Origin of the sequence: Nitrobacter sp. 62-23, from assembly GCF_001897285.1 — a bacterium.
Lineage (GTDB): Bacteria > Pseudomonadota > Alphaproteobacteria > Rhizobiales > Xanthobacteraceae > Nitrobacter.
Genome location: NZ_MKSM01000141.1, coordinates 48708 through 55366 on the forward strand (window position 1 = coordinate 48708; position 6659 = coordinate 55366).

The 6659-nt window shown below is 62.9% G+C and carries 6 protein-coding genes; all 6 read left to right on the top strand.

The annotated features are described in order from the left end of the window. The first annotated feature begins 117 nt into the window (after window positions 1–117). The 6 genes from BGO16_RS17905 to era all read left to right on the top strand — a co-directional run bounded on the left by BGO16_RS17905 (window position 118) and on the right by era (window position 6640). Window positions 118–2373 (top strand): bifunctional (p)ppGpp synthetase/guanosine-3',5'-bis(diphosphate) 3'-pyrophosphohydrolase, encoded by a 2256-nt coding sequence (locus tag BGO16_RS17905; RefSeq protein WP_292620508.1) that lies wholly within the window; start codon window positions 118–120, stop codon window positions 2371–2373. 200 nt (window positions 2374–2573) lie between these two features. Next, on the top strand, window positions 2574–3347 hold the full coding sequence (locus BGO16_RS17910) for a pyridoxine 5'-phosphate synthase (protein ID WP_292620509.1): 774 nt from the start codon (window positions 2574–2576) through the stop codon (window positions 3345–3347). Beyond that, the gene (gene acpS, locus BGO16_RS17915) at window positions 3344–3763 is read left to right on the top strand and encodes a holo-ACP synthase (protein WP_292620510.1); all 420 of its coding nucleotides are present in this window, start codon (window positions 3344–3346) and stop codon (window positions 3761–3763) included. Before BGO16_RS17910 ends, acpS begins: the two co-directional genes overlap by 4 nt. Window positions 3764–4176: 413 nt before the next feature. After that, window positions 4177–4935, top strand: a complete 759-nt coding sequence (lepB, locus tag BGO16_RS17920) for a signal peptidase I (protein ID WP_292620511.1) — start codon at window positions 4177–4179, stop codon at window positions 4933–4935. Then, window positions 4932–5732, top strand: a complete 801-nt coding sequence (rnc, locus tag BGO16_RS17925) for a ribonuclease III (RefSeq protein ID WP_292620512.1) — start codon at window positions 4932–4934, stop codon at window positions 5730–5732. Before lepB ends, rnc begins: the two co-directional genes overlap by 4 nt. Continuing rightward, window positions 5729–6640: a GTPase Era gene (gene era, locus BGO16_RS17930; RefSeq protein WP_292620513.1), complete on the top strand. Its 912-nt coding sequence runs from the start codon at window positions 5729–5731 to the stop codon at window positions 6638–6640. Before rnc ends, era begins: the two co-directional genes overlap by 4 nt. Window positions 6641–6659: the final 19 nt, after the last annotated feature.

The window sequence follows — 6659 nt, forward strand, 5'->3', positions numbered from 1 at the left end:
TTCGAGTTCGACTTTCGGCCGGGACAATCTAGGATAGATGCCGGAGGGCGAGCGGACCGTTCCAGTACGATGAAGACATTGAGTTCGATGACGAGTTGGCCTCGCAGAAAGGGGCAGATGCAGACCGCGACTGATTCGGTCGAGGTGACGCCGACGCCGGTCGCCCCGGCCAGGCCGCCGCGCCCGCGGATGATGCGCCAGTATGATCTGGTCGAGCGCGTTCGCTCCTACAACCCGGACACCGACGAGGATTTGCTGAATCGGGCCTATGTCTATGCCATGAAGGCTCACGGCGAGCAGACGCGGGCCTCGGGCGATCCCTATTTTTCCCATCCGCTCGAGGTCGCGGCCATCCTGACCGGTCTCAAGCTCGATGACGCCACCATCGTCGCGGCGCTGCTGCACGACACCATCGAGGATACCGAGGCAACCCGGGCCGAGATCGACAACATGTTCGGTCACGAGATCGGCGCGCTGGTCGAGGGCCTGACCAAGCTGAAACGGCTGGAACTGGTCTCGCGCGAGGCCAAGCAGGCCGAAAACCTGCGCAAGCTGCTGCTGGCGATCGCCGAAGACGTCCGCGTGCTGCTGATCAAGCTCGCAGACCGGCTGCATAACATGCGCACGCTGGAATTCGTGCCGCCCGCGTCACGTCAGCGCATCGCCGAGGAGACCCTCGACATCTACGCGCCGCTGGCCGGCCGCATGGGCATGCAGGAGATGCGCGAGGAACTGGAGGATCTGGCGTTCCGCACGCTCGATCCGGAGGCCCACGCGGTGGTCGCCCAGCGACTCGATGCGCTGGCCGAGCGGAACCGCAACCTGATCGGCGAGATCGAGAGCCAGCTTACGACCAGCCTTGCGAACAAGGGCATCACCGCGCGGGTGAGCGGACGTCGCAAGCAGCCATTTTCGATCTGGACCAAGATGGAAAGAAAGTCGGTCGGCTTCGAGCAGCTCTCGGACATTTTCGGATTTCGCGTCGTGATGCCCGACGTCGAAGCCTGCTATCGCGCGCTCGGCGTGGTGCATACGACGTGGCCGGTCGTGCCCGGGCGCTTCAAGGACTATATTTCGACGCCGAAGCAGAACGACTATCGCTCGATTCACACCACCGTGATCGGACCGGGCAACCAGCGCGTCGAATTGCAACTGCGCACCGCGCAGATGGACCGAATCGCCGAATTCGGCATCGCCGCACATGCCTTTTACAAGGACAGGGCGGGTTCGCCGACCGAGTTGCTCAACCGCGAGTCCAATGCATTTGCGTGGCTGCGTCACACCATCGAGATGCTGTCGGAGAGCATCAATCCGGAAGAGTTTCTCGAGCACACCAAGCTGGAGCTGTTTCACGACCAGGTGTTCTGCTTCACGCCAAAGGGGAAGCTGATCGCGCTGCCGCGGCACGCCAATGTCATCGACTTTGCCTACGCCGTGCACACCGATGTCGGCAACAGCACGGTCGGTTGCAAGATCAACGGCAAGTTCGCGCCGTTGACGTCGCGCCTGCAGAACGGCGACGAGGTCGAAGTCCTGACCTCCGCCGCCCAGTCCGCGCCGCCCTCCGCCTGGGAATCGCTTGCCATCACAGGCAAGGCGCGGGCCGCGATCCGGCGCGCCACCCGTGCGGCTGTGCGCGGCCAGTATGTCAGCCTTGGCAGGCGGATCGTGGAGCGCCTGTTCATGCGCGCCAAGATCGAATACGCCGACGACAAGCTCACCGGCGCGTTGCCGCGACTGGCGCGCACGACGATCGACGATGTGATGGCTTCGGTCGGTCGCGGTGAAATGCGCGCCTCCGATGTCGCGCGCGCGATGTATCCGGACTACAAGGAAGAGCGGTCGGGCCGTTTCGGCGTGAAGAAGAGCCTGGCGGAGAAGCTGAAATTGAAGTCGCCGCCGGATCCTGCCCGCAGCCCGCTGGCGATTCCGATCGGCGGCATCCATTCGAACCTGCCGGTCAAGTTCGCGCCCAACGGCGGCGCGGTGCCCGGCGATCGTATCGTCGGCATCGTCACGCCGGGCGAGGGCATCACGATCTATCCGATCCAGTCGCCGGCGCTGACGGATTTCGAGGAAGAGCCCGAGCGCTGGCTCGACGTTCGCTGGGACGTCGACGACACCACGCTGCAACGGTTTCCGGCGCGCATCGTGGTGGATAGCCTCAACGAGCCCGGCAGCCTCGCGCAGGTCGCCACCGTGATCGCGGAGCACGACGGCAACATCGACAATATTAGCATGAGCAGGCGCTCGGATGACTTCACCGAAATGACCATCGATCTCGAGGTTTACGACCTCAAGCATCTCAGCGCCATTCTCGCCCAGTTGCGCGCCAAGGATGTCGTGGCGCGCGTCGAGCGGGTCAATGGTTAAGCAAATGCGCCTCAATCGCGACGGATCTGTGCGTGCAAACCTTTCCTCTCCCTGCCGGGAAGAGGTCGGCTGCGCAGCAGCCGGGTGAGGAGGCACCGTCTGCCGATCATCCTTAGTGGCCCTTCACCCAACTCTCTTTCCGAAAAGGAGAGGGAGTGCGTTTTCGCTATTCAATCTGCTGAGCTAGATAAGAGGGACTGATGCCCCATTCTTTTCCCGCGATTCGTCTCGGACTCAATGTCGATCACGTCGCCACCCTGCGCAACGCGCGGGGCAGCACGCGGCCGGATCCGGTCCGCATCGCGCTCGCGGCGATCGAGGCGGGCGTCGACGGCATTACCGCGCATCTGCGGGAGGATCGCCGTCACATTCGCGACGTCGACATGGCGCGGCTGAAGGCCGAAATTTCGAAACCGCTGAATTTCGAAATGGCCGCGACGGCCGAGATGCAACGAATTGCGCTGGCCACCAAGCCGCATGCGGTCTGTCTCGTGCCGGAGCGCCGCGAGGAACTGACCACGGAAGGCGGGCTCGATCTGGTCAGCCAACGCAACGCGCTGGCGCCGTTCATCGCGAAATTCAACGATGCCGGCATCCAGGTGTCGCTGTTCATTTCCGCCGATCCGCAACAGATCGAGATGGCGGCGCAATTGCGTGCGCCGGCCATCGAGATTCATACTGGCGGCTGGTGCGACGCTGTTGTCGACGGTCACAAGGAGAAGGCGGGTGCCGAATGGCGCCGCATCGTCGAAGGGGCCGCCATGGCCAAGGCGGCTGGTCTTGAGGTTCACGCCGGGCACGGTCTCGATTATGCCACGGCGGAGACGATCGCGGCGCTGTCGGAGATCGTCGAACTGAACATCGGCTACTTCATGATGGGAGAGGCGCTGCTCGTCGGGGTTGCGGAGACAGTACGCATGATGCGCGCGGCCATGGATCGCGGCCGCGCCAGGCTGAAGGCGTCTCCCGCATGATCATCGGCATCGGCTCCGACCTGGTCGATATCCGCCGGGTGGCGAAGGTTATCGAGCGGCATGGCGACCGGTTTCTCAACCGGGTTTTCACGGATGCCGAGCGGGCGAAGGCCGAGCGCCGCGCCAACAATGAAAAATTGGTGGTGGCGACCTACGCAAAACGGTTCGCAGCGAAGGAGGCCTGTTCCAAGGCGCTCGGGACCGGAATCCGGCGCGGTGTATGGTGGCGGGACATGGGGGTCGTCAATCTGCCGGCAGGTCGGCCCACCATGACGCTCACGGGCGGGGCGCTGAGACAGTTGCAGATCCTGACGCCCGAAGGCTTTGAAGCGCGGATCGACGTCAGTCTCACCGACGATTGGCCTGTGGCGCAGGCCTTCGTCATAATTTCGGCCGTCGCGCCGGGCAAATCTTGATTCTCGGTTTTCGATCCTGCGGCGCGTTCGAGCTAAAAATCACGTTATTATCAATATGTTAACCGATTCTCGCGGCGCGGTCGATTGCGCAGCTTTAAACAACGGTCTAAAACGCCGCAGGTGCTTCGACCTGGTGTGGCACTTCGGCGGGTCGACTTCCGAACCTCAAACCACACCGGAAATCATAAAAGTTGCTAATGTTCCTTATGATTCCAAAGATCGCATCGAGGGTGCTGCAAGGAACATGCGAGCTGCAGGATCAGAACGCTAGGTGAATTCAGTACGAATCGTGGCGGGGGTGCGCGCGGATTCGCCCAGACAACAGATTGACAGCGTTTTGTGCGGAACGGACACGCTTCGCCTTGGACGCTTTTGCCGCCGCTTCAGGCGGCAGTGACGGACATAGGGAAGCGATGAGCGTGACATCCGGAACCAAGACTGAAAGCGGCGTCGGCGAGACCGTCCGTGTCGTTATCCATGCTCTCATCATCGCGCTGGTAATCCGGACTTTTCTGTTCCAGCCGTTCAATATTCCCTCGGGATCGATGAAGGCGACGCTGCTGGTCGGCGATTACCTGTTCGTTTCGAAGTACTCATATGGCTACAGTCGCTTTTCCATTCCGTTCTCGCCGCCGCTGTTTTCCGGGCGCATCTTCGGCTCCGAACCGAACCGGGGCGATGTCGTGGTGTTTCGTCTGCCGAAGGACAATTCGACCGACTATATCAAGCGTGTCATCGGGTTGCCGGGCGACCGCATCCAGATGAAGGAGGGGCTGCTCTATATCAATGACGCGCCCGTGCAGCGCGAGCGGCTGCCCGATTTCGTCGGCGAGGATCCATGCGGCTCCGACGCGACCGCGCGGGTCAAGCAATGGCAGGAAACGCTGCCGAACGGGATCACCTACAAGACGCTCGATTGCGTCGACAACGGCTTCTACGACAATACCAATGTCTACACCGTGCCGCCCGGCCATTTCTTCATGATGGGCGACAACCGCGACAATTCCACCGACAGCCGCGTGCTCTCCGCTGTCGGCTATGTGCCGTTTGAGAACCTGGTCGGACGGGCGCAGATGATCTTCTTCTCGATCGAGGAGGGCGAGCACGCCTGGCAAATCTGGCGCTGGCCCACCGCAGTACGGTGGAATCGCATCTTCTCCATCGTGCGATGATCGACGAATCGGCTGACATCAAGCCAGTGCCGAGTTCCGACGACGTAACCGTGCCGTCCGGCACGGAGGCGGCGGCGCCTGCGCCGAAGAAGAAGCGGGCGCGAACCAGCACCAAGGCGGTCATGGCCGCGATCGAGCAGCGGCTGGGTCACAAGTTCGCTGATATTTCGCTGCTGGCCACGGCCTTCACCCATGTCTCGGCGCTGAAATCCTCGCGCGGGCGCGCCGACAGTTATCAGCGTCTCGAATTCCTCGGCGATCACGTGCTCGGCCTGGTGGTCTCCGACATGCTCTATCGCGCCTTTCCCAAGGCGGACGAGGGCGAGTTGTCGAAGCGGCTTGCCGATCTCGTGCGCAAGGAGACCTGCATCGACGTCGCCAAGTCGCTCGATCTGCTCGAGGGCATCAAGCTCGGCGCGGTCGGCGCCGGCGCGGGCGCGCGGTTGCGCCGGTCCGTGCTCGGCGATATCTGCGAGGCGGTGATCGGCGCGGTCTATCTCGACGGCGGCTATGCGGCCGCGGCGGCCTTCGTCGAGCGCAACTGGATCGAGCGGATGCGCAAGCCGGTGCGGCCGCTGCGGGATCCGAAGACCGTGCTGCAGGAGTGGGCGCAGGGCCAGGGACTCCCGACTCCGGTTTACCGCGAGGTGGAGCGTACCGGGCCGCATCACGATCCGCGCTTCCGCGTCGCGGTGGAGTTGCCGGGGCTGGAAGCTTCCGAGGGCGTCGGCGGCAGCAAGCGCGCGGCGGAAAAGGCAGCGGCATCGGCGATGATCGCCCGTGAAGGTGTCAAGTGAGCGAGGCCGGCGCTACGACCCGGTGCGGTTTCGTCGCGTTGATCGGGGCGCCCAACGTCGGCAAGTCCACCCTGGTCAATGCGCTGGTCGGCTCGAAAGTCACGATCGTCTCGCGCAAGGTGCAGACCACCCGCGCGCTCATCCGCGGCATCGTCGTCGAGAACAACGCCCAGATCGTTCTGGTCGATACGCCCGGCATCTTCACGCCGAAGCGACGGCTCGACCGCGCCATGGTCTCGACCGCCTGGAGCGGCGCCCACGACGCCGATCTCGTCTGCGTGCTGCTCGATGCGCGCGCCGGGATCGATGACGAGGCCGATGCCATCCTGACGAGGCTCGCAAGTGTGGCGCATCCGAAAATTCTCGTGCTGAACAAGATCGATCTCGTGCCCCGCGACAAGCTGCTGGCGCTGGCAAGCGCGGCCAACGCGCGCCTTGCCTTCGAGGATACGTTCATGATCTCCGCGATGTCCGGCGACGGCGTCGGCGATCTCCGCCGCGCGCTCGCAGCGCGCGTGCCGGAAGGACCGTTTCATTATCCCGAAGACCAGATGTCGGACGCGCCGTTGCGCCATCTCGCTGCCGAAATCACACGCGAGAAAATCTATCGTCATCTGCATCAGGAATTGCCGTATCAATCGACGGTCGAAACCGACACCTGGACCGAGCGCAGCGACAAATCGGTTCGCATCGAGCAGACCATCTTTGTCGAACGCGACAGCCAGCGTAAGATCGTGCTCGGCAAGGGCGGTGCGACCATCAAGGCGATCGGCGCGGACTCCCGCAAGGAGATCGCCGAGATTTTAGGTCAGCCTGTGCATCTGTTCCTGTTTGTGAAGGTGCGCGAGAACTGGGGTGACGATCCGAACCGTTATCGCGAAATGGGACTGGAATTTCCAAAGTCGTAGGGTGCCATGATCATCCCGA